Source organism: Pseudomonas sp. FBCC-B35 (assembly GCF_059133755.1).
In genome coordinates, this window is the sequence record NZ_CP101439.1 from 2,740,999 (window position 1) to 2,767,022 (window position 26,024).

27 protein-coding genes are annotated in these 26,024 nt (G+C 62.6%); 15 read left to right on the plus strand and 12 right to left on the minus strand.

The genetic code is table 11. From position 1 onward, the window contains the following. The first annotated feature begins 8 nt into the window (after window positions 1-8). Together NMB38_RS12470 and pdxR are read left to right on the plus strand one after the other, a co-directional pair. Window positions 9-347, plus strand: a complete 339-nt coding sequence (locus NMB38_RS12470) for a hypothetical protein (protein WP_033695131.1) — start codon at window positions 9-11, stop codon at window positions 345-347. Window positions 348-428: 81 nt separating this feature from the next. After that, window positions 429-1,862: a MocR-like pyridoxine biosynthesis transcription factor PdxR gene (pdxR, locus tag NMB38_RS12475; protein WP_281212177.1), complete on the plus strand. Its 1,434-nt coding sequence runs from the start codon at window positions 429-431 to the stop codon at window positions 1,860-1,862. On the opposite strand, the gene NMB38_RS12480 is transcribed toward pdxR, so the two are convergent. Then, window positions 1,855-3,030, minus strand: a complete 1,176-nt coding sequence (locus tag NMB38_RS12480; RefSeq protein WP_490806131.1) for a CynX/NimT family MFS transporter — start codon at window positions 3,028-3,030, stop codon at window positions 1,855-1,857. The genes pdxR and NMB38_RS12480 overlap by 8 nt on opposite strands. Continuing rightward, complete coding sequence (locus NMB38_RS12485; RefSeq protein WP_490806132.1) at window positions 3,006-3,506, minus strand: nucleoside deaminase; 501 nt, start codon at window positions 3,504-3,506, stop codon at window positions 3,006-3,008. The genes NMB38_RS12480 and NMB38_RS12485 overlap by 25 nt, the downstream gene beginning before the upstream one ends. Before the next feature lie 193 nt (window positions 3,507-3,699). On the opposite strand from NMB38_RS12485, the gene NMB38_RS12490 reads away from it, so the two are divergent. Then, window positions 3,700-4,137, plus strand: coding sequence for a carboxymuconolactone decarboxylase family protein (locus tag NMB38_RS12490; protein WP_028686398.1), 438 nt, complete (start codon window positions 3,700-3,702; stop codon window positions 4,135-4,137). A gap of 377 nt (window positions 4,138-4,514) precedes the next feature. On the opposite strand, the gene NMB38_RS12495 is transcribed toward NMB38_RS12490, so the two are convergent. Then, window positions 4,515-4,976, minus strand: a complete 462-nt coding sequence (locus NMB38_RS12495; protein ID WP_088523204.1) for a thioredoxin domain-containing protein — start codon at window positions 4,974-4,976, stop codon at window positions 4,515-4,517. Between the two features lie 131 nt (window positions 4,977-5,107). On the opposite strand from NMB38_RS12495, the gene NMB38_RS12500 reads away from it, so the two are divergent. The 4 genes from NMB38_RS12500 to NMB38_RS12515 all read left to right on the plus strand — a co-directional run bounded on the left by NMB38_RS12500 (window position 5,108) and on the right by NMB38_RS12515 (window position 8,255). Further along, complete coding sequence (locus NMB38_RS12500) at window positions 5,108-5,599, plus strand: DUF1543 domain-containing protein (protein WP_027915717.1); 492 nt, start codon at window positions 5,108-5,110, stop codon at window positions 5,597-5,599. A 35-nt stretch (window positions 5,600-5,634) separates the two neighbouring features. After that, window positions 5,635-6,603, plus strand: a complete 969-nt coding sequence (locus NMB38_RS12505) for a 5'-nucleotidase (protein ID WP_110606680.1) — start codon at window positions 5,635-5,637, stop codon at window positions 6,601-6,603. 44 nt (window positions 6,604-6,647) lie between these two features. Beyond that, window positions 6,648-7,418 (plus strand): SDR family NAD(P)-dependent oxidoreductase, encoded by a 771-nt coding sequence (locus tag NMB38_RS12510; RefSeq protein ID WP_027915715.1) that lies wholly within the window; start codon window positions 6,648-6,650, stop codon window positions 7,416-7,418. Between the two features lie 72 nt (window positions 7,419-7,490). Beyond that, window positions 7,491-8,255, plus strand: coding sequence for a hypothetical protein (locus NMB38_RS12515; RefSeq protein ID WP_104926300.1), 765 nt, complete (start codon window positions 7,491-7,493; stop codon window positions 8,253-8,255). 52 nt (window positions 8,256-8,307) lie between these two features. Here the strand turns inward: NMB38_RS12515 and NMB38_RS12520 are convergent, their stop codons facing one another. Both NMB38_RS12520 and NMB38_RS12525 read right to left on the minus strand, forming a co-directional pair. Further along, on the minus strand, window positions 8,308-8,625 hold the full coding sequence (locus tag NMB38_RS12520) for a hypothetical protein (protein WP_027915713.1): 318 nt from the start codon (window positions 8,623-8,625) through the stop codon (window positions 8,308-8,310). Window positions 8,626-8,734: 109 nt separating this feature from the next. Further along, entirely contained in the window at window positions 8,735-8,923 is a 189-nt protein-coding gene (locus NMB38_RS12525) for a hypothetical protein (RefSeq protein WP_033695128.1), read from the minus strand. A 113-nt stretch (window positions 8,924-9,036) separates the two neighbouring features. Between NMB38_RS12525 and NMB38_RS12530 the strand changes: the two genes are divergently transcribed. Then, the gene (locus NMB38_RS12530; RefSeq protein ID WP_104926301.1) at window positions 9,037-9,495 is read left to right on the plus strand and encodes a GNAT family N-acetyltransferase; all 459 of its coding nucleotides are present in this window, start codon (window positions 9,037-9,039) and stop codon (window positions 9,493-9,495) included. A 135-nt stretch (window positions 9,496-9,630) separates the two neighbouring features. On the opposite strand, the gene NMB38_RS12535 is transcribed toward NMB38_RS12530, so the two are convergent. Together NMB38_RS12535 and NMB38_RS12540 are read right to left on the minus strand one after the other, a co-directional pair. Beyond that, the gene (locus tag NMB38_RS12535; protein WP_027916042.1) at window positions 9,631-9,855 is read right to left on the minus strand and encodes a hypothetical protein; all 225 of its coding nucleotides are present in this window, start codon (window positions 9,853-9,855) and stop codon (window positions 9,631-9,633) included. A 119-nt stretch (window positions 9,856-9,974) separates the two neighbouring features. Then, window positions 9,975-11,036, minus strand: coding sequence for an aldo/keto reductase (locus NMB38_RS12540; protein ID WP_027916043.1), 1,062 nt, complete (start codon window positions 11,034-11,036; stop codon window positions 9,975-9,977). A 222-nt stretch (window positions 11,037-11,258) separates the two neighbouring features. Between NMB38_RS12540 and NMB38_RS12545 the strand changes: the two genes are divergently transcribed. Then, a complete protein-coding gene (locus NMB38_RS12545) occupies window positions 11,259-11,765 on the plus strand; it encodes a GNAT family N-acetyltransferase (RefSeq protein WP_027916044.1) in 507 nt (168 codons plus the stop codon). A gap of 3 nt (window positions 11,766-11,768) precedes the next feature. Here the strand turns inward: NMB38_RS12545 and NMB38_RS12550 are convergent, their stop codons facing one another. After that, window positions 11,769-11,939, minus strand: a complete 171-nt coding sequence (locus NMB38_RS12550) for a DUF2986 domain-containing protein (protein WP_080992843.1) — start codon at window positions 11,937-11,939, stop codon at window positions 11,769-11,771. Between the two features lie 78 nt (window positions 11,940-12,017). On the opposite strand from NMB38_RS12550, the gene NMB38_RS12555 reads away from it, so the two are divergent. The 3 genes from NMB38_RS12555 (at window position 12,018) to NMB38_RS12565 (ending at window position 14,571) form a co-directional block, all read left to right on the plus strand. Beyond that, window positions 12,018-12,884 (plus strand): AraC family transcriptional regulator, encoded by an 867-nt coding sequence (locus NMB38_RS12555; protein ID WP_049695843.1) that lies wholly within the window; start codon window positions 12,018-12,020, stop codon window positions 12,882-12,884. A gap of 29 nt (window positions 12,885-12,913) precedes the next feature. Further along, window positions 12,914-13,300, plus strand: a complete 387-nt coding sequence (locus NMB38_RS12560; protein WP_027916046.1) for a cupin domain-containing protein — start codon at window positions 12,914-12,916, stop codon at window positions 13,298-13,300. Between the two features lie 107 nt (window positions 13,301-13,407). Then, window positions 13,408-14,571, plus strand: a complete 1,164-nt coding sequence (locus NMB38_RS12565; RefSeq protein WP_027916047.1) for an AAA family ATPase — start codon at window positions 13,408-13,410, stop codon at window positions 14,569-14,571. 74 nt (window positions 14,572-14,645) lie between these two features. Here NMB38_RS12565 and NMB38_RS12570 read toward each other — a convergent pair whose 3' ends face one another. From NMB38_RS12570 to NMB38_RS12580, 3 genes are all read right to left on the minus strand, one after another. Further along, entirely contained in the window at window positions 14,646-16,220 is a 1,575-nt protein-coding gene (locus tag NMB38_RS12570) for an aldehyde dehydrogenase (NADP(+)) (protein ID WP_027916048.1), read from the minus strand. An 88-nt stretch (window positions 16,221-16,308) separates the two neighbouring features. After that, window positions 16,309-17,298, minus strand: coding sequence for an AraD1 family protein (gene araD1, locus NMB38_RS12575; RefSeq protein WP_132578402.1), 990 nt, complete (start codon window positions 17,296-17,298; stop codon window positions 16,309-16,311). A 29-nt stretch (window positions 17,299-17,327) separates the two neighbouring features. After that, window positions 17,328-18,635: an MFS transporter gene (locus NMB38_RS12580; protein WP_027916050.1), complete on the minus strand. Its 1,308-nt coding sequence runs from the start codon at window positions 18,633-18,635 to the stop codon at window positions 17,328-17,330. 184 nt (window positions 18,636-18,819) lie between these two features. On the opposite strand from NMB38_RS12580, the gene NMB38_RS12585 reads away from it, so the two are divergent. From NMB38_RS12585 to NMB38_RS12595, 3 genes are all read left to right on the plus strand, one after another. After that, window positions 18,820-20,553, plus strand: coding sequence for an IlvD/Edd family dehydratase (locus NMB38_RS12585; RefSeq protein WP_027916051.1), 1,734 nt, complete (start codon window positions 18,820-18,822; stop codon window positions 20,551-20,553). 234 nt (window positions 20,554-20,787) lie between these two features. Continuing rightward, a complete protein-coding gene (locus NMB38_RS12590; protein ID WP_027916052.1) occupies window positions 20,788-21,510 on the plus strand; it encodes a FadR/GntR family transcriptional regulator in 723 nt (240 codons plus the stop codon). Between the two features lie 244 nt (window positions 21,511-21,754). Further along, the gene (locus tag NMB38_RS12595; protein ID WP_140174223.1) at window positions 21,755-24,892 is read left to right on the plus strand and encodes an autotransporter domain-containing protein; all 3,138 of its coding nucleotides are present in this window, start codon (window positions 21,755-21,757) and stop codon (window positions 24,890-24,892) included. A 189-nt stretch (window positions 24,893-25,081) separates the two neighbouring features. Here the strand turns inward: NMB38_RS12595 and NMB38_RS12600 are convergent, their stop codons facing one another. Further along, complete coding sequence (locus tag NMB38_RS12600; RefSeq protein ID WP_049695840.1) at window positions 25,082-25,795, minus strand: hypothetical protein; 714 nt, start codon at window positions 25,793-25,795, stop codon at window positions 25,082-25,084. Window positions 25,796-26,024 lie beyond the last annotated feature (229 nt).

Below are 26,024 nucleotides of genomic sequence, written 5' to 3' on the forward strand. Positions count from 1 at the left end.
CGCTGCGCATGCTCGACACTCCGCACCTTCTTGCCGAACTGCGCAGCAACCTGCGCGAACTGCTTACCCATGATCTGACCAACCCGGACCAGGACCCTCATCTTTCTGGTGTCATGTTCTTCTGTGTCACCGATGAGCAATCCAGACAACTGATCGAGCGAATCGAACTGCTCGCCAGTGAAGCGTTCTTCGACGTCCGGGGCCGAGCCATTACCCATCACATGAAGGCCGTCGCACAGGAAGGCGTGCTCATCAAGCGCTGCCGCAGCGCCCCTGCGGACGAAACACGCATCCGCATCATCCTATCGGGCAAAGGCTATATCACGGTGAGCATGGCCAGGTCGTAAGCGATCTTGCTACTGCAGGAGCAAGCGCCTTTGCCGTACGCAATCCGCTATCCTGAGCGCTCTCTTGCTCTGGAATGCCCCATGGAACTGCATATTCGCCTGGAGGGCCGCAAAGGTTTGGCTGCCCAGCTCTACGCGCAATTGCGCGCGGGGATCGAGCGCGGTCACCTGGCAGCTGGCAGCCAGTTGCCGCCCAGCCGCCTGTTGGCCGAGCAACTGGGCGTGTCGCGCAAGACCGTCGCGGACGCCTATGCACGCCTGACCCAGGACAACCTGCTGAGCGCGGTGGTCGGCCGGGGGACGTTCATCAATACGCTTGAACCCAAGCGCAGCGCGCGGCCACGTGCCTTGACCCTTGCCGGCGATGCGTCGCTCAGGCGCTGGCAATCCCGCGCCACCGTGCTAGGCCAACGCCAAGCGCTATCGACGGTGCGTTATGACTTCATCGGCGGCGTGGCGAGCAAGGCACTATTCCCGTTCGACCTGTGGCGCAGTTGCCTGAACTACGCCGTGCGGCGGAGCCAGCATCACCCCCAGCGGCACTTCCCAGCCCAGGGCCTTGCGGAGCTGCGCGAGGTCATCGCCCACCACATCGCCTACGCCCGGGGCGTGCACTGCACGGCTGACGATATCCTCGTCTGCAACGGCGCACAGCAGGCCCTGGACTTGATCGCCAGGGTGCTGGTAGCGCCTGGCTGCAAGGTCGCGATGGAAGACCCGGGGTACCCGCCGGCACGGCAGTTGTTCCTGGCCTTGGGCGCCCAGGTGCAGGGGGTGCCGGTGGATGACGAAGGGTTGTGCGTTGACCAGATAGCCGAGGGCACGCAGCTGATCTATGTCACCCCTTCGCACCAGTTCCCACTGGGTATGCCGATGGGCGAAACACGCCGGCGAGCGCTACTGGCCCGGGCAGCCGCATTGGGCGCACTGATCATCGAGGACGACTACGACTGTGAATTCCGCTATCAAGGGCCCAAGGCCGACGCGCTGCAGCGTCTTGACTCCCATGGCCTTGTGGCTTACGTCGGCACGTTTTCCAAGACCTTGCTTGCGGAGCTGCGCCTGGGTTATGCCGTTTTGCCAGAGGCCGTGCTCAAGGCCAGTTGCGTGGCCAAGCAACTGAGCGACTGGCACAGCCCGACCCTGCTGCAGTGGGCCCTGGCCCGTTTCGTGGAACAGGGGCATCTGAACCGGCACATCCGCCGTTGCCATGAAGTGTACAGCGCACGCCGCGATCGCTTGTTGCAGCGGCTGGACGACGACCTTTCCCCTTGGCTCAGGGTCATTCCCGCCGAGGCCGGTTTTCATCTAAGCGCCTTGGCGCAACCAGGGGTCGATGTGGAGGACCTGGTAGAACAAGCCCGCAAGGTCGACCTGGGCATTTACTCACTTGCCCCGTTTTTCAATGAAACGCCAGTGCGCCCAGGGCTGTTGATGGGCTTTGGTGCCATTGAAATGCTCGACATCGACCCGGCACTCGACCGGCTGCGCGATACCCTGCGGCGAATCAGCTGAGGGCAGCGACGCTATCGACCGCGGCGGGTCGAGCCAAGGCCTTCGCGTAGCTTTGCGGGCTGAAGGCCAACGTCACCAGCAGCATCGTCACCACGCTGGCGATGAGCACAATCCAAGCGCTTTGAAAATCACCGTCGAGCGCACGCAGCCACCCGACAATGTATGGCACACAGCCGGTGATGATGAAGCCGATACCCTGGACGAAACCCGCCAGGCCGCCGGCTTCGGCTGGCGTAGGAAGATGTTCGAGGGTCAGGGTCAGGCTTTGGCTGAAACAGGCGCCCAGCCCGAACCCGATCAACGCTACCCAAAGCCCGGGTGCTGCGGTGGGCGCCATCAGCAACCCCATGAACCCCACCAGTTGGATCGACAGCGCCAGCGCAAGGCCTGGACGCCGATCTACCCAGCGCCTGAGCAGCAGCGGCAGGCCCAATGCGCCCAGTACTTGGAACAGGGTCATCAGCCCCACCAGGTCGGCGCCGCCCTGTGCGCTGCCACCCTGCTCCAGGTAAAACGCTGGAAACCAAGCGACCATGCTGGTGTAGCCTCCGTTGATGAGGCCGAAATACACCGCCAGTAACCAGGCCCGTCGGTGGCCAAACCAGTGTCCGCTGACTGTTTTGAAGACAGGGGCTTGTGCGTTGCGTGGCCGCAAGATGAGCCATGCCAGCATGGCAACCAGCGCCGGCGCGGCCCAGACCCCAAGTCCCACCTGCCATTGCCCGGCATACTCGGCCAGGTGCGGGCCCAGCACAGCAGCCAGCCCGCCGCCGCTCATCAAAGCAGCCGAGTACAGGCCCATTGCGCCAGCAAGCCGCCCTGGAAACCAGCGATTGACCAGGCCCGGCATCATGCCCTGCACCACCGCCACGCCCAGGCCGGCGAGCACTGCGCTGGCAAGCAGTGCCCAGGCACTTTCGAGTTGCAACCGCCAGAGACACGCCAGCGCGATGGCCGCCAGACCACCGAGCATGCCGGCCTGTTCGCTCAACCATCGGCGTGACCAAGGGTGCAATAATGGCACCGCTCCCATGCACAACACCGGCAGCGCCGTCAGCAATGCCGCTTGCTGATAACCCAGGCCGGTACTGATGCGCATTGGATCGAGCAAGGGGCCGATGCTGGTCAGAATCGGTCGCAGATTCAACGCCAGCAGCACGACCAGCATCGATCTCCAGACTGCTGTCGTTGGGCATTGGCCTGTTGCCACTGAGCGTACAGCCCATTTTCGCCGTCGGGCTTGAGGGCGCGTAGCGGCAATGACTGCTGCTGAGGCGCACGGGTCATCTGCGCGTACACGTCAGCGGTGGACAGCCCGTAAGGCTGGCCTTCCTCGTTGTCATACGCGAACCAGGCCTGGCTGATACCGCACAGGTGCATGGCCGCCAGGCACATGGGGCATGGGTGGCCGCTGGCATACACCTCTGCGCCATCCAGGCGAGCGCGCCCCAGCGCCTGGCTGGCCTGGCGGATGACTTGCATCTCGGCATGGGTAGTCGGGTCTTGTGAGCGGTGGATTTCATTGACACCGCGCGCAACGACTTGGCCCTTATACACCAGCAGGGCACCGAACGGCCGGCCTCCGGCTGCGATGTTGGCGCGTGCCAGTTCGAGGGCTTCGCGCATGAAACGGACGTCGGGCATGGCTCAATCTCCTTGGATGGGACGGGTCATTATCCTGAGTCGGCGGCAGTGACAGAAATGAAGAGATTGGATGCCTGTCAGTGGGGATGCGAATGGCGGGATTGGCCTCCCCGAAGATCAGCGGATTGGCTATCGGACGTATCGGCGGCCGAGGGTATTGTGGCGCCACCCTAATGCGTTTCTGGAGAGCGCCATGCAACACCGCATCGACTGGTCGAAACAAGCCCCTGACGCCTACAAGGCCATGGCAGCCCTGGAGCAGGCGTTGACCCGCACAGGCCTTGAGCATGATCTGCTTGAACTGGTGCGCTTGCGCGCATCGCAGATCAATGGCTGCGCGTACTGCGTCAACCTGCACGCCAACGACGCGCGCAAAGCCGGGGAGCGCGAGGCCCGCCTGCAGACGTTGTGTGTGTGGCGAGAGACGACTTACTTCACGGAGCGTGAGCGAGCGGCGTTGGCGTGGGTCGAAAGCCTGACACGGCTGGCCGATTGTGGTGCCCCACAGGGGGAATATGAGGCGCTGCTGGAACACTTCGAGCCAGCGGAGGTGGTGAATCTGACGCTGGCTATCGCGACGATCAATGCGTGGAACCGGTTCGGCGTGGGGTTTGCCATGGTGGCGGGTTGAGGACGTCTGGTGTTTGCTTCAGTCTTCTCTGATTGGAAGCAGCAGTAGCAACATCCAGCTATGCCGCATGTTGAATCGTTGCACATCCCTCGAAGGCCACTCAGTTCCAGTGTGGAAGCGGACTTGCCGGGGCGCCGGGCCGGCCGCGATGGGCCGCATGGCGGCCCCAGGATTTCAGTTTCGCAGCTCACATCGCCAAAGCCGCAAAGCGGCCACACACCTTCAAGTTGCGAAGCCTGGCTCCTGGGTTGCTCGGCCCGTCGCATCCACCGCTGATGGCTGAGCGTGATGCGGTAGTGTCCTGGTGCGGCAAGAAGCGTGTCCTTGCTCCAAACCCAGGCGCTTGCGCGTTGCGCTTCAACGGTCACGCCACTGCATCAACCCCCTGCAACCCGCCCAGCCATCTTCACCAGTGCCTGCCTCAAACTGGGTAAATCACTGTACCGCTGCTCTGTCACCACTTTGCCGTCCTGAACCTCCAGCCATTGCACCGATTCGCGGTCCCCGCCATAGCTCTTGGCCACCTCGCCGTCCCGATCCAGCAAAATCCGGTAATTGGCCGACCGCATGGCAGGCACCATCACCGCTGCCACCATGCTGGGCATCTTCTCGATGTCCGCGACGAACACCACGCCCCGCGCTTCAAGATAGCCCTCTGGCGTATGCTCGACCGCATTGTTGACCAACCGTGCAGTGGCCATGCTGCGCGCAACCATGACCACGCGGGTCTTGTCGTCCAACGTGAACGCCTGGTCGAACTGGTCATTCAACGTCCAGTGCTCGGCGGCTTGCACCAGGGGTGCACAGAGCATCGCCAGGAACAGAAAAGGAGTGCGCATCTTGCTATCTCGCAGTCAAAGGTTCGCCCACACTAGCCTTCTTGTGCCCAGGCGCCAAGCACTGCGCTTGAAGCGGCGTGCGGATGCTGCAAAATGACGCCATGCGATGATCGATTCAACAAGGAAACCTCATGCTTTATATCGTCATGCTGGGGGGACGCCATGCAGGGGCCAAGATCGAGGTCCACGACATGGTGTTCGCCCAGGCACCCAGCCTGCAACAGGCCTATGCGCAACTGCGCGACGCATGGTTCGGCAGCCAGCAGGGGCTGCACATCGATGCCTGGCTGGAAGTGGACGGCGTGGATGGCATGCGAGTGGAGTTGCACCCCTACCCTGCAAAACGCGGTGCGCTGCGCCTGTACTTCATCAACCTGGGCGGCTACGAACGCGGTGTGTTCGGCGAAGCGCACCGCTATGTGCTGGTCAGCGCCCGCAACAAGGCCGATGCCAAGGCATTGGGCAAGCAACACATGCAGGCCGGCTGGCTCAAGCCGCACACCGATGCGGTGCTGAGCGTGGACGACTGTCTGGCCATCGACTGCGTGGACGGGCTGTACGTGCACCTGGTCGAAGGGCCGCACAAACCGGTCGTTTCGCGTAACGACTACATCCCCCTCTGACTTTGCGCCTCTGCCGGGGCCGTAGGGAGTTTCCCATGCCTTACCCCATCGAACAGAAACTGGTGATTGGCGTTGCCTCCAGTGCGCTGTTCGACCTTACCGTTTCGGACGACATCTACACCCAGGAGGGTGTCGAAGCGTACCGATGGCATCAGGAACAGAACCTGGATAAGCCCTTCCCCAAAGGCGTGGCGTTTCCGTTTATCCGTCGTTTTCTGCGTATCAACCAGGCGTTCCCCGAGCAGTTGCCCGTCGAGGTGGTGTTGCTATCGCGCAATTCGCCGGAAACGGGCCTGCGGGTATTTCGCTCGATCAACCACTACGGCCTGGACATCACCCGCGCCGCGTTCATGTCGGGCCGTTCACCGTATGAGTACATACCAGCGTTCAACGCATCGCTGTTTCTGAGCGCCAACGAAGAGGACGTACAGAAAGCCATCGACGCCAATTACCCCGCAGGTCGTGTTCTGCCGACCCGTGTCTACGATGACGAAATCGATACCGAGCTGCGCGTAGCGTTCGACTTCGATGGCGTGATCGCCGACGACGAAGCCGAAAGCGTCTACAAGCGTGGCAACAGCCTGGATGAATTCCAGGCCCACGAGCAGGCCCATCAGCGCGTGCCCCATACGCCTGGGCCCTTGGCCGACCTGTATCGCAAACTGTCGCTGATTCGCACGCTCGAAGACCGCAAGCTCGAAGATGACCCGCACTACAAGCGCATCCTGCGCATCGCCATTGTCACGGCACGCAATGCACCTTCCCATGAGCGGGTGGTGACGACCCTTAAAGATTGGGGCGTATCGCCCGACGAGTGTTTCTTCCTGGGCGGCATGGAGAAACCCCGCGTCTTGTCGATTCTCAAGCCTCATGTCTTCTTCGATGACCAGCGCAGCCACCTGCACTCGCCTGCGGGCGATTTGCCGATGGTGCATGTGCCCTTTGGGGTGGCGAACCGGATACCGACGACTGAACCTCATGTCGATGGAAATCCGGATGACTGAGGCGGTCTACCCTTGACCGAAACGATGGCCAGAGAGTGCCTGTCATGAGTCTCATACCAGGGTTGGACGAGAACGCCTGCGTGCTGGTCTGCGGGGCCAGCCGTGGAATCGGGCTCGCGCTGTGCAACGCGCTGGCGACCCGCGAAGACGTCGATCAGCTGATAGCGGTGTCGCGCCGCGCCACGCAGAACCAGGCATTGAGGGCGCTGGCCGACGCTCACCCCAATCGTGTACTACTGGTGGACTGCGACGCGCGCGAGGAGGCCAGCCTGGGCGCCATGGCCGCGCAAGCAGGCGAGCGATGTGTGCACTTGCACCTTGTCATCAGTACCTTGGGGATCCTGCATCAGGAAAACGCCAAGGCCGAAAAGTCACTGGCGCAATTGGACCTTGCCAGCCTGCACGCAAGCTTCACCACCAATGCCTTCGCCCCGGTTTTGTTGCTGAAACACCTGCTGCCTTTGCTGCGCAAGCAACCTGCAACCTTCGCTGCACTGTCCGCCCGCGTGGGCTCGATCAGCGATAACCGTCTGGGGGGTTGGTACAGCTACCGGGCCAGCAAGGCGGCGCTGAATCAGTTGCTACACACAGCCAGTATCGAACTCAAGCGCCTGAACCCTAACGCGACCGTTCTGGCCTTGCACCCGGGTACAACGGACACGGAACTGTCAAGGCCGTTCCAAGGCAACGTGCCTGAGGGCAAACTGTTCGAGACGACGTTTGCCGCGCAGTGCATCGTGGAGCTGATCGGGCGTCTCGGACCGAACGTGACGGGCAGCTTCTGGGGCTGGGACGGTCGCAACATCCCCTGGTAGGCATCAGTGGCGGGCATCCGGGCATTCAACAGGGTAAAGTCGGCACTGTCTTGAGAGCCGGAACGCGCCGCGATGACCTTGTTCTACCTGAAACTTGCCATTACCCCTTTGCTGATGTGGGCCATCTCTCTCGCTTCCAGGCGCTGGGGTGGGTTGCTAGGGGGGTTACTGGCGGGCATGCCCATCACGTCGGGGCTGGTGATGACCTTCCTGAGCCTGGAGCAAGGGACAGACTTTGCCCTGAACGCCGTGCCCGGAGCACTGGGCGGCCTGGCAGCCGTGCTCGCTACCTACGCCTTCTACCTGTATGCAACACGCAGGCTTGCCATCGGGGCTGCTGCGGGCTTGGCGATCGTCTTCTACGGCTTGGTCGCCTATGTGCTTACGCACTGGGGCCATTTGTATGTGTCGATAGGCGTAGCGCTGGCGCTGATCGTACTTCTGATCGTCGCCAGCGGGCGTGAACCCAGGCCTGAGGCGCTGGCACGTGTACGGCATCGTTACTGGGAAATCCCCTTGCGCATGATCTCGGCAACGGCGTTGCTGATGATCACCACGCACCTGGCAGCCTGGCTTGGACCCCAGACCAGCGGCATGCTCGCGCCAATCCCGGTCATCGCTTGGCCATTGATGGTATTTGCTCACGTGCAGAACGGGCGCGCGGGGATGGCGGCCATGGTGCGCGGCAACGCCATAGGCGCAGTGGGTGTGCTGGCGTTCTACCTGATGTTGTCGGGTCTGATGAGGGCTTTGGGGGTCATGCCGACCATTGTGCTGGCAATGGCCACGGCGGTTGCGTTGACGGTAGCGCTGGCAGGCCTGCTGCGCCGCCGCTAGCGCTGTCCAAAGGCGCTGTGGTCAGCCCCAGCGCCTCGGATTTAACCCTGTATCACGGGTGTTCTTGCGACACCGAGTTGTTCGCTTCCACGTCCTTCATGTCTTCCTCGAGCGCTGCATCCCCTGCGCCAGGGTCTTCATGGGTGCGTGCGGTACCATTGTCACGTGGCACCTGGCTGTCCTGGTCAGAGCCTGGATTACCTGGGGGTGGATTCCAGTCCTCGGGGCGCTCGCCGCCAGCGTGGCCGGCACCTTGCTTGGGTTCCGAAGGGGTCTGCTCAAGGCCTGAACCGTGCCCCTCGCCTGTGTCCGGGCTGTTCTGCGCCGGGCCTGGGTAGGGTGCTGCAGGACCATTATTGTCGATCGGCATATGCATTCTCCTGATTGAGGCGCTGAAATAGCGTGAGTCTGGTCAAAGCGGTTGCCGCTGGCATCCGTGCCAAATCGGCGAGGCGTGGCTGGACACTTAACGACGCCCGTTATTCTCTGGGCGTATTCACATCCATGGGCGGCTGCTCGGAATCCTCCATGTCTCCACCCTCCTCTTCGTTCATGAGCGGATCATCGTCCGGATCAGGTATGGTCGGGTTGTCAGGGTTCACCGACGGGTCCGGTGAAACGGGCATGTCATCGTCAGCGCCGTCCTGTGCCATGGGATCTCTGTTCATTGCCGCGTACCTCGAAAGAATGGATGAGGCCTACAGTTATTCGAGAACAGCGCGGGCGCAGGGGTTCGATCGGGTCGAAGCCCGTCCGTCGCAATCGAGGGGGGACGAGGTTGATGGCAAGGGTGATCAGAGCGGCGAGCGTCCTGGACGCTGAAAGCATCAGCCGGGTTATCCTGGCTGCACTGCGCCACAGCAACGCAGCAGACTATGACGCCGCCACATTGGCGCGCGTGGCGCGCGCTTTCACGCCCCAAGCCGTGGTCCAATTGCTGGACAGGCGGGTTGTATGGGTGGCCTTGGAGAGCGACGTGGTCGTCGCAACGGCAAGTCTTGAGAAGAGCGTAGTGAGAAGTGTATTCGTTGACCCGAGCTACCAGCGCCAGGGTCTTGGCGAACAACTGATGGGCTACATCGAGCAAGAAGCGCGGGACACTGGGGTACGGCAGTTGCAGGTGCCTTCTTCACTCACTGCTCAAGGTTTCTATGCCAGGCTAGGTTATACGGCCGTTCGTGAAGTGCGCTATGGAGACGAGCGAACGGTGGTCATGGCGAAGGTGATGACTGCGAGCTGACTTAGGGTGCTGAGTACCTTGCGCGCTCTTTCAAGCCCTGCACATCTCGTGTAGGAGCCGTCTTGCCGGGGCGCCGGACCGGCCGCTCCCTCCTGGGATTAAGCCAGTACCGCCTTGAGCCCACTAGCCAGCTACTTAGGCCACCACGATGTCCGTCAACCCCAATACCTCGGCCTGCGCCAGGATCTCATTGGGCGTGGCGTCGGCCGAAGGCATCACCAGGCTGTTCTCGCCGTCGCCAAAGTGCAGCACGATCAGGTGCCAGGCGGCCTCGTGCAGGGCCAGCTCAGGCTGGTCCAACTCAAAAGTATGGTCGGTCGAATTGCCATTGAGCGAGTAGCGAACAGTGAAGGCGTGCATGAGCACCTCGGTCTAGGTTGGGGACTCATTACTTGACCGGTGAGACAGGAAATAATTCACACAACTCCCGAGATCGCCTCGCCAAGCAGGCAAGACGACCCGGTATCCGGCGGCGCAGACTACTTCATGGTCTCTCGGTACAGCTCGATGAACGGCGCTTCAGCAGGATCGATGCGGTCCATGCCAGCGGCAATGCGGTGCCAGTAGGGGTACTGCGGCGCGATGCGTGTGGCCTGTTCGATCTGCTTCAGGTCCTCTTGCGTCAATACAAGGTCTGCCGCCTGCAGATTGTCTTGCAGTTGATCAAGGGTGCGGCCAGCGGTAATCACGCTGGTAATACCCGGGCGATCCTTCAGCCAGGCCAGGCAGACGCGTGACGGCGAGCAACCGTGGCGTTCGCCGACCGCGATCAAGGTCTCGATGATGTCGTAGGCGCGCTCACGATCGTGCACGTAGGGTTCCGGCCAGTCATTGCCCTGACGTGTGCCCTTGGGCGTCTGCTGGCCACGACGGACCTTGCCGGTCAACAGGCCTTCACCCAGCGGGCCCCAGACCAGTGTGGCAAAGCCTTGGTCAATCGCCATCGGCAGCAACTCGTACTCGGCCTCACGCGATTCGGGCGTGTAGTAGATCTGCTGTGAAACAGGCTGTTGCCAGCCGTTCAATTGCGCGCTGCCCAGGGTTTTCATCATTTGCCAGGCAGTGTAGTTGGACGTACCGAAGTAACGGATCTTGCCGCTTTGCACCAGATGATCCAGTGCTGCCAGGGTCTCCTCCACTGGCGTCACGCCGTCCCAATTGTGGATCTGATACAAGTCGATATGGTCGGTCCCCAGGCGCTTCAAGCTGGCCTCGCATGCGCGAATCAGGTGATAGCGCGAAGCGCCGCTGTCGTTGGGGTTGTCGCTCATCGGGCTGCGCGCCTTGCTGGCCAGGATGATGGACTGGCGACGCTCGCCCAAGGCCTTGCCGACGATTTCCTCGGCCAGCCCATGTGAATACAGGTCGGCGGTGTCCACCAGGTTGACCCCGGCGTCGAACGCGGCCGCGAACATGCGCTTGGCCAGGTCCACATCGACGCTGCCGGTTTTCTCGAACGAGCCTCGTCCGCCGAAAGGCACCGTGCCAATGACCAGCTCCGAAACCAACAGACCGGTGTTGCCGAGTGCGCGATATTTCATGGAAACCTCCAAAGCAAAAGACTAGAAATACCGACGTACCTGCGCGCTGAAACGTTCAATCGGAAGCTTTTGACGGCGTTCTGCGCCAAACCAGCGTTTGCAACAACGACAGTCGACCGCTTGCCAACCCAGCACGCCTGTCGTGATCCCATCCGCAGGTGGCAAAGGCGCTAAGCCACAGGCATGCTGGCAAGCTGTTCAGTGGACGACGCGAGATGAACGATGCAAACACCCTGCACCACGTACTACCTTGAAATGACCTCGCCAGACGAACTGGTGGAAAAGCCCCAGCGCCCGGATTTGCATATCGTCGAATGCGAGGTGCCACAACCAGCCTTCAACCGCTTTCTGTACACGTTGGTCGGCACGCCCTGGTCGTGGGGCGACCTGGACGCCTGGAGCGAGGCGCAGTGGCAGGCGCAGGTCGAGCAGGAAGCTCACCGCACCTGGGTGGCTTATCACCGGGGCGCCATTGCCGGTTATTACGAACTGTATCGCCCTGATGGGAGCAACGCCGAGATCCGCTACTTCGGCTTGGCCCCGCAATTTCTGGGCGCAGGCTTTGGCGGTCCGCTGTTGAGCCAGGCGGTGCGTAGCGCCTGGGCTTGGCCCGGCACGCAGCGTGTATGGGTGCATACCTGCACCCTGGATCACCCTGCCGCGCTGGGCAATTACCAGGCGCGCGGCTTCAGGATCTACAAGCAGGAAGAAACCCTGTCAGACGCCTGAGGTTCAGGCCTGCGAATCGCGCTGCGCTGCGGCATCCGCGGCCGCTTGCAGCGCCAGCTTCTCGCGATCGGCCTTGCTGATGTACTTGGGCTTGGTACTGCGCGGTGCCAGCTTGGCGCTGGCCTTCTTGGCGTGTGCCTTGAGCAGTTGCTTGATTTTCTTCTGACGGTTCATGGTGGGTTCTGGTGAGGTGGATTGGGGCTTATGATAGCGCGTTGTCTTTCCTTTCCGTGAACCGCCGGGACCTGTGCCATGAAACGTTCGTCCAACATGCCCCCGGTTTCGGACTGGGTCATCCGCAGCCAGCAACATGGGGCTGTCGAGCGGATCGAAGCGTGGTTCGGTAGTCATGGCTATGATCCTCATCGGCATGACACCTACTCCGTCGGCCGTACCTTGGCCGGGGTACAGAGCTTTCATTACAAAGGCTCGTTGTGCCACGGCATTGCGGGCAACACGCTGGTGTTGCACCCCGATGAATTGCACGACGGCATGGCCGGCACCGAGGCAGGTTTTCGCTACCGCATGGCCTACATCGACCCTGCGCTGATTCAGGCCGCACTGGGCGGGCAGCCGCTACCGTTCGTGCCTGGCGGGCTTTCCAGTGACCCGCGCCTGTTCCATGCTAGCGAACCGTTTGTGCAGGCTGTGGACCATCCCCTCGAGCAGCTGGAAGAGCAAGACGCCATCTATGACCTGGCCATGGCGCTGCGCGCTGTCGCGGGCAAGCCACGCGGGCGCAAGCGCCTGGATTACCGGTCCGCCGAACGCGCCAAGGCGTTCATTCTGGAGCACCTGCACCTGGGCATCACCCTGGAGATGCTCGAGCACGCCAGCGGCCGTGAGCAATGGAGCCTGTCTCGGGACTTTCGGGCCCTGTACGGCACCAGCCCTTATCGCTTCGTCACCCTGAGGCGACTGGACAATGTGCGTCGGTTGTTGCTCGATGGCTTCACCCTGGTCGACGCTGCCTTGGCGGCAGGCTTTCACGATCAGAGCCACATGACCCGACACTTCACCCGCAGTTATGGGGTGTCGCCGCTACGCTGGCTCGAACGCCTGCGGCCAGGGCAGCAACGTGCAGGATCGTACAAGCGTGCAGGCACTGAGCTGCAATAGGCTGCGTGCTCCAACCAGGAGTAACCACCATGTACGAATCCAGTCAACACACTCAGCCCCATCCGATAAACCTGAACCAGAAAGCGTCGATGATCGACAGCCAATGGAGCCCCAGGGTTGTTGCACAGATGAACGACTACCAGTTCAAGGTTGTACGCATCGAAGGGGAATTCATCTGGCATGCGCACCCGGAAACCGATGAAGCCTTTCTGGTACTCGAAGGGACGCTGCGCATCGACCTGCCGCAACGCAGCGTCCATGTAGCGCCCGGCGAGTTGTTCGTGGTGCCGCGGGGTGTACAGCATCGAACAGCGGCCGAGGGCGAGGCCAAGCTGCTGATGATCGAGCCATGTGGCGTCCTCAACACTGGCCATGAGGGCGGTGAGCGCACGGCGCCTAATGATCTGTGGATCTAGCCATCGCCGTCAGCGATTGGCCCGCGTCGGCTGGTCGACATGGGCAAGGGTTGGCCTCGGTGCTTGATTGAGGCCAAACTTGCACCATCGTCGATGGGAAGAACGCCATGCTCACTACCCTGGCCATCAGCAATTATCGCTCCATCAATCACCTTGTCCTGCCACTGGGCCAGCTCAACGTGGTAACCGGAGCCAACGGCAGCGGCAAGTCGAATCTGTACAAAGCGCTGCGCCTGCTGGCCGAAACGGCACAGGGCGGGGTCATCCAGGCACTCGCCCGCGAAGGTGGGCTGGACTCGACCTGGTGGGCGGGCCCGGAACCGAGTGCACGCATGATGCGCGGTGAAGTGCCGATCCAGGGGCAGCACCCGCGCGATGCCCGTCGCCTGCGGCTGGGCTTTGCCACCGAGGATTACGGATTCGCCATCTCCTTGGGGTTGCCCATCCCCCTGGCTTACCCCTCAGCCTTCATCCTCGATCCGGAAATCAAAAGTGAGACCATCTGGGCAGGTGGGGCTTACCGACCTGCCTCGGCGCTGGTCGAGCGCAAGAATGCGTTGGTGAAGGCTCGTGAAGGTAACGCCTGGACAATACTTGATCAGCATGCCGACAGTAGCGAAAGCTTCTTCAGTGTGGTGGGCCGCCCACGGCAGGCACCGGAAATCGGGCAGTTGCGCGCCTTCATCAACAGTTGGCGTTTTTACGATCACTTTCGGATCGATCGGGATGCACCCTGCCGCCAGCCCCAATTGGGCACCCGCTCGCCAGTGCTGCATCATGACGGGCGTAACCTTGCCCCCGCCTTGCAGACCATCATTGAAATCGGTGACGTGGAAGGCCTCAATGCCGCGCTGGAGGACGCGTTCCCCGGCAGCCGCCTGGACATCGATGCTCCCCCTGGCGGGCTATTCTGCGTACGGCTGCTCCAGCATGGATTGCTCAGGCCATTGACCTGCGCAGAACTTTCGGATGGGACCTTACGCTATCTTCTGCTGATGACCGCCCTGCTGACGCCCAGGCCACCGGCCCTGATGGTGCTCAATGAGCCGGAGACCAGTCTGCATGTAGCCTTGCTGCCGGCCTTGGCCCGGCTGATCATTCGCGCGTCCGAGCACAGCCAGGTGTGGGTCGTGTCGCACAGCGCGCCATTGATCGAAGCCCTCAGCCAATGTGAGGATTGCAACCTGCTAGCCCTGGACAAGGTGCAAGGCAAGACGCAACTCAAAGACGTGGGCCTGCTGGACGAGCCGCTGTGGCGGTGGACTGACTGAATGGGGTTCATCAAGCAAGCGCCGCCTGACCCTCACCAGACGGCACACACTCAGGTACCAGTACCGTCAAGCCTTCATGCAAGCGCCTCGCGGCTATGCTGCCCGTCGATCAGGCGCAGCAGGCCCAGCGGGTTGGCGTTCTTGAGGGCGTCGGGCAGCAGCGCGTCCGGATAGTCTTGAAAGCAGACGGGCCGCAGGAAGCGGTCGATAGCCAGGGTGCCTACTGAAGTACCGCGCGCATCGGATGTAGCGGGGTAAGGCCCGCCGTGCACCATCGCCTCGCACACTTCGACGCCAGTCGGGTAGCCATTGACCAGCAGGCGCCCGGCCTTGCGCTGCAACACCGGTACCAGCGCGGCGAAGCGCTGGATATCTTCAGCCTCAGCGACCAACGTGGCCGTCAGTTGCCCCTGCAGCGCTTCGAGGGCCCGGCGCAGTTCGGCTTCGTCAGCCACTTCGATGGCGACCGTGGTAGGTCCGAACACTTCTTCCTGAAGCACTTCATCGCCCTGCAACAAAAGGCTCGCCTGCGCCATGAACAACTGGGGCTGGGCTTGGTTGCCTTCCTGTGCGGACCCGGCCAGGTGGCGTATCCCTGGGTGCTGGTGCAGGCGCTGGACGCCGGCGCAATAGCTGCGCAGGGTTCCGGCATTGAGCATGGTCTGGCTAGGCTCGTCACCCAGGTGCGCGCCTAATTGCGCCAGGAAGTCGCTGAAGGCTTGGCCAGCGATACCGATGACCAGCCCCGGGTTGGTGCAAAACTGCCCACACCCCATCACCACCGAGTTGGCCAGCTCCCGGGCGATCTGTGGGCCACGCGCTTGCAGCGCACCTGGCAGCACCAGCACCGGGTTGATGCTGCTCATTTCGGCAAACACCGGTATCGGCTGCGCACGAGCAGCCGCCATGTCGCACAGGGCACGCCCACCTTTGAGCGAGCCAGTAAAGCCTACGGCTTGAATCATCGGATGGCGCACCAAGGCCTCACCTACCCCCCCACCGTAGATCATGTTGAACACGCCAGCGGGCATACCGGTCGCCACAGCGGCCCGCTCGATGGCTTCGCCGACCCACTCGGCCGTGGCCATGTGCCCGCTGTGCGCCTTGACCACCACCGGGCACCCTGCCGCCAGCGCAGCGGCGGTGTCGCCACCGGCCGTGGAAAAGGCCAAGGGAAAATTGCTGGCGCCGAATACCGCCACCGGACCCAGGCCGGTGCGGTACTGACGCAGGTCAGGCCGTGGCAGCGGCTGGCGTTGGGGTTGTGCGCGATCGATGCGGGCGCCAAGAAAGTCGCCGCGCCGCAGCACCTTGGCGAATTGGCGCATCTGGTTGCTGGTGCGGGCACGCTCGCCTTGGATACGCCCTGCTGGCAAGGCGGTTTCTCGGCATACGGTGGCGACGAAGGTGTCGTCCAATGCATCGAGCTGATCGGCAATAGCGTCGAGAAACTGCGCGCGGCGCTCGGGCGCCAGGGCACTGTATGCGGGGAAAGCGGCTTCGGCGGCCTGGGCTGCTGCGTCCACTTCTTCGGGGGTAGCCTGGCTGAAGGTGACCGGCAGGGCCTCCCCGGTGCAGGCATCGAGGCTGTGCAGGCGCACGCTGCCCGCGGCGCTGCGTTGGCCGCCAATGAAATTGCTTCCAGTCATGATGACTCCTGAATTAAGAAATTGAAGTGGCCGCACGTGACCGCTTCCCTGGGCCACGGGGCACGTACTCTGAATGACAGAGGTGGGCTTACAGGCTTTTCACCCTCCCTGGCCGCACCTGCTTGGCTGCTGGCGCAATGGCGTTGCGCAGCGGCTCTCCGAAGGCCGACAGGCTGATTTCGAAGGTATCGCCGGGCTGAGCCTGGATGCCGTCGGCGAACGACAGCGTCGCGGTGCCGAAGTAGTGCACATGAATATCGCCAGGTCGCAGGAACTGGTCGTATTTGAAGTGATGGAACTCCAGGTTCTCGAAGCTGTGGCACATGTTCTGCTCACCCGACAGAAAGGGCTTGCTCCATACCGGTTGGCCATCACGCAGGATGCGGCTGGTCCCTTCGAGGTCCGCCGGCAGCGCACCCAGCCGTAGCTCCGGTCCGAAACTGCAGGCGCGCAGCTTCGAGTGGGCCAGATAAAGGTAGTTACGCCGCTCCATCACATGGTCGGAGAACTCGTTGCCCAGCGCGTAGCCCAGGCGATAGGGCGTGCCATCAGGGCCGATCAGGTACAGGCCGACCAACTCAGGCTCCTCTCCGGCATCCTCGGCGAACGCCGGCAGCGGCAGGTCTGCCCCCGGGCGCACGACGATGGCACCGTCGCCCTTGTAGAACCATTCCGGCTGTGCGCCCACCTGCCCTGCAGGTGGCCGGCCGCCTTCCATGCCCCATTGGAACATGCGCATGCTGTCGGTCACGGCGTCCTGGGCCTGCTGCTGATGCATCTTGTCGCGCGTGGCGGCGCTACCCAAGTGGGTCAGGCCAGTGCCGGTCACCAGGCAATGGGCAGGATCGGGGTGATCCAGCGGCGGCAGCACCCGGCCCTCGGCCAACAGCGCCCGGTAATCGTGACGCTCACCCAGGCTCAATACCTGCACGTGGTCGGCCAGGGTCCGGCCAGCGGCAATGGCCTGCTGGGCCAGCTCGCGGGTGGTGTCGGTGCCACATACGCGCAACACGTACTCACCTTCCACCACGCCGACATGGCGCTGGCCGGTGGCGGTTTCAAATTGGATCAATCGCATGGTCGTACTCGCTTGTCGGTTGCGAAAAATTATCGGGAGGCGCCGGCCACTTGAGCGGCCGCATCACGCTGTCGGCGCTCCAGCCGGGTGTAGACAACCCCGGTAAGCAGCACCCCAAACAGGGTGACCAGGGCCAGGAAATACAGCCCGGACGACAGGTGACCTGTGTGTTCTTTCAAGGCGCCGATGCCAAATGGGCCCAGGTAGCCGCCCAGGTTGCCGATCGAGTTGATCAAGGCAATGCCGGCCGCAGCGCTGGCCCCGGAGAAGAATCGCCCAGGCAGGGTCCAGAAGATCGCCGTGCACGAAAACAAGGCGAACGCCACCAGGCACAGTGCCGCCAGTTGCAACGCCGGCACGCTCAACCAGGCGCTGAGGAACAGCCCCGCTGCGGCCAGGGCATACAGCAGGCCAAGATGACCGTAACGGTCGTTGAGGCGGTCCGAGCTGCGCGGCACGACCAGCAAACCAATGATGCCGAACAGGTAGGGCACCGCCGACACGAAACCGGTGACCAAGTCACTGCCGCCGAACTGGTGGATCAAGGTGGGCAGCCACAACCCGAGCCCGTAGATGCTCAGGGTCATGGGCAGGTAGAACAGCGCCAACAGCAGCACGCGGCTGTCCTTGAGTGCATGCAGCGGGTTGCCGTGGCGGGTCTGGCCGTATTCACGCAGGTCATCGGCCAGCTGTTCCTGCAACCAGGTGCGTTGCGCGTCGCTGAGCCAGCGTACCTTGGCCGGGCCATCGGGCAGCAGGCGCAGGGTGGGCCAGGCCAACAGCACCGCAGGGGTCCCGATGCAGATGAACAGCCATTGCCAGCCGTGCAGGCCATAGGTGCCGTCCAGACCCAGCAATGCGCCGGAAAGCGGCCCTGTGACCAGCATCGCCAACGGCTGGGAAAGGATGAACAAACCCAGAATTTTGCCGCGATGACGCACGGGGTACCACTGAGTGATGTAGTACAGCACCCCCGGAAAGAACCCCGCCTCGGCTGCCCCTAGCAGAAAGCGCATCACATAGAAGCCGTTCGGCCCGGTCACGAATGCCATGCCAATGGTGATGGCGCCCCACGTAAGCAAGATGCGCGCAAACCAGCGGCGTGCGCCAAAGCGGTCCAGCAGCAAGTTGCTGGGCACTTCGAACAGAAAATAGCCGATGAAGAACAACCCGGCGCCCAGGCCGTAGGCAGCATCGCCCAGGCCAATGTCGGCGCCCATGTGCAGCTTGGCAAAGCCGACCGCCGAGCGATCGACATAGGCCACCAGGTACAACAGGACCAGAAAAGGGATGAGCTTGAGTGTGATCAGGCGGACGAGCCGCTGCTCCTGAATCATGGCGATGTCTCCAATTGTTCTTGTAATGGGTACAACACCAGGCCGAGGTTTTTTGGCAGACCGCTGACCTAGGAAATTGATCTTATAGTATTACTATTTAAAACGACAAGCCTTCACATGTTCGTTTTTTGGCGATACATTTGGCGGCATAAAGACAAATAGTAATACTAATAAGGTGTCCATCATGTCCGATAGCAAGCCCTCACTGCGCTCCGCCCAATGGTTCGGTACCGCCGACAAGAACGGGTTCATGTACCGCAGCTGGATGAAGAACCAGGGCATTCCGGACCACGAGTTCCAGGGCAAACCGATCATCGGCATCTGCAACACCTGGTCGGAGCTGACCCCGTGCAACGCGCATTTCCGCAAGATCGCCGAGCACGTCAAGAAAGGCGTGTTGGAAGCAGGCGGCTTCCCGGTCGAGTTCCCAGTGTTCTCCAGCGGTGAATCCAACCTGCGCCCCACGGCCATGCTCACGCGCAACCTGGCGAGCATGGATGTGGAAGAAGCCATTCGTGGCAACCCGGTCGATGCCGTGGTGCTGCTGACCGGTTGCGACAAGACCACGCCTGCGTTGCTGATGGGCGCGGCCAGCTGTGATGTTCCGGCCATCGTGGTGACCGGCGGGCCGATGCTCAACGGCAAGCACAAAGGCAAGGATATTGGCGCCGGCACTATCGTGTGGCAGATGCACGAGGCCTATAAGGCCGGCCACATCGACCTGAACGAATTTCTCTCTGCCGAGGCAGGCATGTCGCGCTCAGCCGGCACTTGCAACACCATGGGTACGGCTTCGACCATGGCCTGCATGGCTGAGGCGCTGGGCACTTCGCTGCCGCACAACGCCGCCATCCCTGCCGTGGACGCGCGCCGTTACGTGTTGGCGCACTTGTCGGGCATGCGCATCGTGGACATGGTGCGCGAAGACTTGCGGCTGTCGAAAATCCTCACCCGCGAAGCCTTCGAAAATGCCATCCGGGTGAACGCAGCCATTGGTGGCTCGACCAACGCCGTCATTCACCTCAAGGCCATCGCCGGGCGCATTGGCGTAGACCTGCAGTTGGAGGACTGGACGCGGGTGGGACGGGGTACGCCGACGCTGGTCGACCTGCAACCTTCGGGGCGTTTCCTGATGGAGGAGTTCTATTACGCCGGCGGTCTGCCGGCCGTGATCCGGCGCCTGGGGGAGCATGGGCTGCTGCCCAACCCGACTGCGCTGACCGCAAACGGTAAAAGCCTGTGGGACAATTGCCACACCGCGCCACTTTATGATGAGCACGTCATCCGCCCGCTGGACAAACCCCTGGTGGCCGACGGGGGTATCTGCATCCTGCGGGGCAACCTGGCGCCCAAGGGCGCAGTGCTCAAGCCTTCGGCGGCCACGCCTGCGCTGATGCAGCATCGGGGGCGCGCCGTGGTCTTCGAGCACTTCGAGGACTACAAGGCTCGCATCAACGACCCAGACCTGGATGTGGACGCCAACTCGATCCTGGTGATGAAATATTGCGGGCCCAAGGGTTATCCCGGCATGGCCGAGGTGGGCAACATGGGGCTGCCGGCCAAGCTGCTTGCCCAAGGCGTAACCGACATGGTGCGCATCTCAGACGCGCGCATGAGTGGCACGGCCTATGGCACCGTAGTGCTGCACGTTGCGCCAGAGGCTGCCGCAGGTGGGCCCCTGGCCGTGGTACGCGAAGGCGACTGGATCGAGCTGGACTGCCAGCAAGGCCGCTTGCACCTGGACATCGACGAGCAGGAGCTGGCCGGCCGCCTGGCGGATCTGCAGCCACCGCCACAGCTGATTACCGGGGGGTATGCCAAGCTCTATCTGGACCATGTGATGCAGGCCGATGAGGGCTGCGACTTCGACTTTCTCGTCGGCTGCCGCGGGGCGGCGGTGCCCAAGCACTCTCACTAGCCCAGGGAAATTACCCCAAGCGGGGCCGTGACTGGCTCAATACAATAGGGGCGCACAGTGCCGCTTGCCGCTCTAGCGGCCGTGGAGCCGTCCATGCACCGACAGCTCCCGCGCCCGCTAGAGCGCCGAGGCCCGCAGGGACCACCTCTGTCCGCCCTCAAGGCGCTGCAAAACAGCCCTGCATTTATCAGTGCTATGATGCGAGCCCCGCCAGAAGGACCTCGCACAACCCCCATGAACTACCGCCAGCCCTCAACGCGCAAGAGCATGCACGCTACCTTGGTCCAGGACCTGGGCCTGCAGATCGTGTCCGGCCAACTCGCCCCAGGGCAGAAGCTGCCGTCCGAGGCAAGCCTGTGCGAAACCTACGCGATCAGTCGGCCGGTGTTTCGCGAGGCCATGCGCGCCCTCACGGCCAAGGGCCTGGTAGAAGCGCGCCCCCGCGTCGGCACCCTGGTCAGACCCCGCCATGACTGGCACATGCTCGACCCCGATGTGCTGCACTGGCTGATGCAGGCAACGCCGCAACAGGAGTTCTTCAATACCCTGTCCAGCGTGCGCTGGGTCATTGAGCCCGCTGCCGCCGCCTTGGCCGCCACCAATGCCACGACAGAGGACGTAGCGTCGATTGGCGAGGCTTATCAAAGAATGGAGGCAGCGCGTACCCCGGATGAGCGGCTGCAGCCAGACCTGGACTTTCATGCCCGTATTGCCGACGCCACCCACAATGACCTGCTCGCCTACCTGTGCAACATGCTGTCGATGGCGTTGCGCGAATCAGTGCGCTTTTCCAACCAGCGCCCCAATTTTGATGAGCTCGCCCTCCCCCGACACAAAGCCATTTTGACAGCTATCCAGAACGGCGATGCGCTTGGCGCCCGGCACGCCTCCCTGGTGCAGCTCGAAGATGCCCGTGTGGCGCTGAGCAAGGTGCTGGGGCAGGACCCGGCGAGCTGAGGGCCTAGGGCCATAACCAAAAGGCCATTACTGGCGTAACAGCCTTTGAACGCGGCGGATCGGCCACCTGTGGCTGAGAAGTGTGCAGTGCGTCACAGTGGGCGCCCCACTAGCACACTCGTACTATTTCACCGTCTTGGGTCGCTCCCGATACTCCCCCTGTTAACCGCCGTATACAGGAACACCAAGCCCTTCGGGCTCGGTGGCCACGCAGGTGGCATCTCATGGAGTCTCCGGAGTCGTTATGAACCCTTTGTTCAAGTTATCCCCCCTCACCTTCGCGATAACGCTCGCCATGGCCCCCGGCGCGTACGCGGCCGACTATGTGCTCGACAGCGGTCAGGACACCTTCAGCAGCGACCGAGGCATTGACGGCGCTGTGGTGCTGCGCCCCAGCAACGGCACGCCGTCCACGCTTACGCTCAACAATGGCGCCCAGGTCACCAGCTTCGGCGGCCGAATCGGTGGGTCGTCCACCAACGACGCGGCCAGCACGGCGATGGCCACGGTCATCGTGCAGGGCCCTGGTACGCGCTGGAACGTGCCACGCACCGGCGCGGTGCTGGGTAACACCATCGTGATCGGTGGCGCCGGGCAAGGTACTCTCAACGTGCTTGGCGGTGGGCAGGTGTCGGTGCGGGACCTGCAATTGAGTGACAATGGCAATGCCGGCAACGCCCTGTCGCGGGCCAACCTGCTGGTCAGCGGCCAGGGCTCGAAAGTAGACACCGTCAACGTCACGTCCGGTGGCGTGTTCCTGTACGACTCGCGCATCAACCTCAAGGATGGTGGGCAACTGGTCAGTGAGCGCGTGGCCATCAACTCGATCAGCGAACTGTCGGGCGCTGGCACCCGCTGGGACAACACCGGCACCTTCAGAAACCGCAACGACCTGAGCCTGAGCGACGGCGCCGTATTGACCAGCGACTCCATGGCGCTGGGCTCGGCCAACGTCAGCCGTAACACCCAGGTCAATGTCTCCGGTGAAGGCACCCGTCTGGCCACGCGCGCCATGACGCTGGGCACCACGACATCCAGCACCATCCTGACCCTGTCCAACGGCGCCGAGCTGAGCAGCGCCGACGGCATCGACATCAGCGAGCTGACCAGCATCAACTCCGCCGCCCGTGGCACGCTAAGCATCGGTGGTGCCGTCGTGCGGGACGATGCGCGTACCGACATCGATGCCATCAGCGCCGGTTCTGCCCAGGCGGCGGGCCGTCTCGATCCGCAAACCGCCATTCGCTTCGGCGCCGGCAGCGGTGCGCTGGCGTTCAACCATACCGACAGCAACCTGCAAGTGAACAACCGCATCAGTGGCGCGGGCCGTGTGTACGCGTTCAGTGGCGACACCACCTTGGGCGGCGACCTGACGGGCCTTTCCGGCAGCACGGTAGTGCGTGGCGGGCGGCTGGTACTCGACGGCGATGTAGACCAGACCAACCCACGAGGCACGTCATTGCTGAGTGTGGGCAACGGCACCTTGGTGGTCAACGGTACCGTCGGGCATACCGACGCTTCTGGCAACTACAGCAACCGTGCCCAAGTACTGGCAGGTGGCGTGCTGGCCGGTAACGGACAGGTCGGGAGCACGCAGGTAGCCTCGGGCGGTACGCTGTCGCCAGGTGAAGCGGCACTCGGCACCTTGAACATCAAGGGCGACCTGGACATGGCCGAAGGCTCCAGGTACGCCGCCGACATTGCAGGCAATGGCGGCGCCGACCGGGTTAACGTCAGCGGCAGCGCAACCCTGCGCGGTACGCGTGTAGACGTGACCACCCTCAACGATGCGCAAAGCTATCAGACCGGCCAGACCTACACCCTGCTGGCCGCCCAGGGCGGCGTGGTGGAGGGCGCAGCAGCAGGTACCGCGTATGCGCAGGCGTTCACCAACTCGGCATTTCTCAATGTCAGCCTGCAGCGCACCGCCAATGAACTGAACCTGACCATTGCGCAGAAAGGCACTACACCGCCTGTCGAACCACCTGTGGAGCCGCCTGTGGAGCCGCCTGTGGAGCCTCCCGTGGAACCGCCGGTACAGCCACCTGTAGAGCCCCCGGTCGAGCCGCCCGTGCAGCCGCCCGTGCAGCCGCCCGTGCAGCCGCCGGTCGAGCCACCTGTCCAACCCCCGGTGCAGCCGCCTGTAGAACCGCCCGTCGAGCCCCCGGTGCAGCCCCCGGTCGAGCCACCCGTGGAACCCCCGGTACAGCCGCCGGTCGAGCCACCTGTTCAACCGCCAACGACAGGCACCCCGGGCATCTTCCAGACCGTGGCGCTCACACAGAACCAGTGGAATACGGCGGGTGCCCTGAGTGGATTGCAACAAAGCGGCGACCCCCTGCGGCTTTACAACAACTTGCTGGTACTGGATGCAGCCAGTGCCCGCAATGCCATCGATCAGCTGTCCGGTGATTACCACAGCAGCACGGGCACCGCGCTGATTGCCAACAGTCAGGTCGTGTCTGGGGTGCTCGGCACCCGCGTTCGGGGTCTGTTGGACAACAACACCGTGCGCATGCCGACAGGGGCATCGAACCTGATGCCGGCCACCCCAGAGGCGCAAGGCGGCGCATGGGCACAAGTGTTCGGCAACTGGTCGAAGCTCGATGGCAACAACGGCGCCAGCGGCTTGCACCAACGCACCGGCGGTGTGCTGATCGGCGCAGACGGCAGCATCACCCAGGATTGGCGTGCCGGCGTGTACGGCGGTTATAGCCGCTCCAAGTTCGATGCCGATGACCGCGATGCCAAGGGTCACAGCGACAACTATCACCTGGGCCTGTACACCGGCGCCCAGATCGACGCGCTGCGCCTGAGTGCAGATGTGGGCTACACCTGGCACAAGCTCGACAGCAGCCGCAACGTTGCGTTTGCCGGTTACAGCGACCATCTCAAGGGCAAGCGCGACGCCAACACGCTGCAAGCCAGTGGCGAAGCGGCCTACCGCATCGGCCTGGGCGCGGTGGCGTTGGAGCCGTTCGTAGGGGTGTCCTACGTGAACTACGACGCCGACCGTTTCCGCGAAAAGGGCGGCGCAGCGGCCCTGAACGTGTCGAGCGAGAAACAGGACACCTGGTTCTCCACGGTCGGCATGCGGGCCTCGACCCACACACGCGTGGCCAATCACGATACCCAACTGTTCGGCTCCCTGGGCTGGCGCCGAGCCTACGGCGACCTGGACCCACGCAATGAGCAGGCGTTTGCAGGCGGACCGAACTTCGAGGTGCAAGGGATTGCCCAGACGCGAAACGTGGCACTCACTGAAGTGGGGGCGAAGGTGCAGCTGAACCGTCAGACCGATGTAGGGCTGTCGTATCAAGGGCAGTTTGGCTCTGATTCCCGGTTCCATTCGGTCAATGCCGGGATCACGGTTCGCTTCTGAGGAGCGGCGGGGGTAGAGCCCCCTGCCCGCCATAGTGACTGCTACATCCGGGGCTGCCAGGCAGCCTTGGATGGGCTGCGCACGCGCTCGCACAAGATCAATCCCCTGCGGTTGTGCAGGGGCGCCAGCCCATAGCGGCACAACGCTGCCTCAAACAGAGAGATCACATTACCTCCGGCCCGCGCTCACTCAGGGGCGCATCAGCGGCTCGATCCCGATCCACGTCTTGACCGGTTGATAGCACAGTTGCAACGGTGGGATGGCGACGTCCTGACCCTGCACCTGCAGATTGCCCAGGTGAATGGTCCACTTGGACTCGGCGTCAAACGTGTCCGTCGGGAAAATCACATAAACGGACCCGTAACGCTTGTTGTTGGTGATCTTCGGAATTTTGCTGTGCACTTCGTCTGCGTTGATGTCATACGGCGAAGGTCGCGCCTGCTGCGGCGCGAATGTCGGATAGTCATATACCGGGCCACCCAGATAAAGCTCGGGTCTGGCATTCAATCGCGAACCGTCATTGAGGGTGATGAACGCCTGCCGGCTGTCATAGAGGATGGGTATCGGCGCGGCCCCGCGTGCGGAACCGGACGCAGGCCGCTGACGCCCCTCGTTGTAAGCGATCAGTTGTACATAGAATTCCGGTCGCGGGTATTTTTCCCCTGGGTACTGTACATGCAGCACCTGCTCGAATGGTTCGTCGCGCCAGCGCGCGGAGTAGTCATAGAGGTAGGTTTCGAGGTGGATGGCTCCGCCGTCTGGCAGGCCTGCAACCTGAAATTCGTGCTTCGTTTCGCAAACATCCGCGTACGCTGCGCGCTCCCGTTTCCACGGCACGCAGGCAGTAAGCGAGGCTGCACAAAAAAAGATAAGGAGTGAAAGCGTGCGCGTGCGATAAGTCATGACCGGCCCTGGTCTGGCGTGATGAGTGATTTCAGGTACTGACGCGTGGGTTCGATATCCATGTTGCCCATAGGCGAACGTACCAAGGTATTGGACAAAGGTGGATGAGCTAGGTCCGTGTGTTCAATCATCGAAGACGCCAAGGGGTGACAGTGCAGCAATCGCATTGCGAAAAAATCAGATTTAAGCCCTTCCCTGTAGGCCATTTCCCAAAGATACTCCCTGCGCC